A 238-nucleotide genomic window follows, 5' to 3' on the forward strand; every position below is an offset into this window, starting at 1 on the left:
CTTTGGCTAACATCGGGCTTTTTCCGTTGGCAGCGGCTTGACGTCCTTCGCGGATGATGGCTGTGGCAGATGTATATGTCTCGAGACAACCCGTCTTGCCGCAATTGCAGTTAGGTCCTTCTCCGGGCGTCACCGTGATATGACCGATCTCTCCGCCTACCCCATTGATCCCGGAGATGACATTGCCGTGCAGGATGACACCGCCACCGACGCCTGTTCCCACCGTGATCAGAACCAG

1 protein-coding gene is annotated in these 238 nt (G+C 57.1%); it reads right to left on the minus strand.

The window, feature by feature from the left end; all coding sequences use genetic code 11:
- A partial coding sequence (locus SB773_RS34470) for an ROK family protein (protein ID WP_410595027.1) occupies window positions 1-238 on the minus strand: 238 nt, incomplete at both ends.

Source organism: Bacillus sp. SIMBA_074, assembly GCF_046534555.1.
Lineage (GTDB): Bacteria > Bacillota > Bacilli > Bacillales > Bacillaceae_G > Bacillus_A > Bacillus_A mycoides.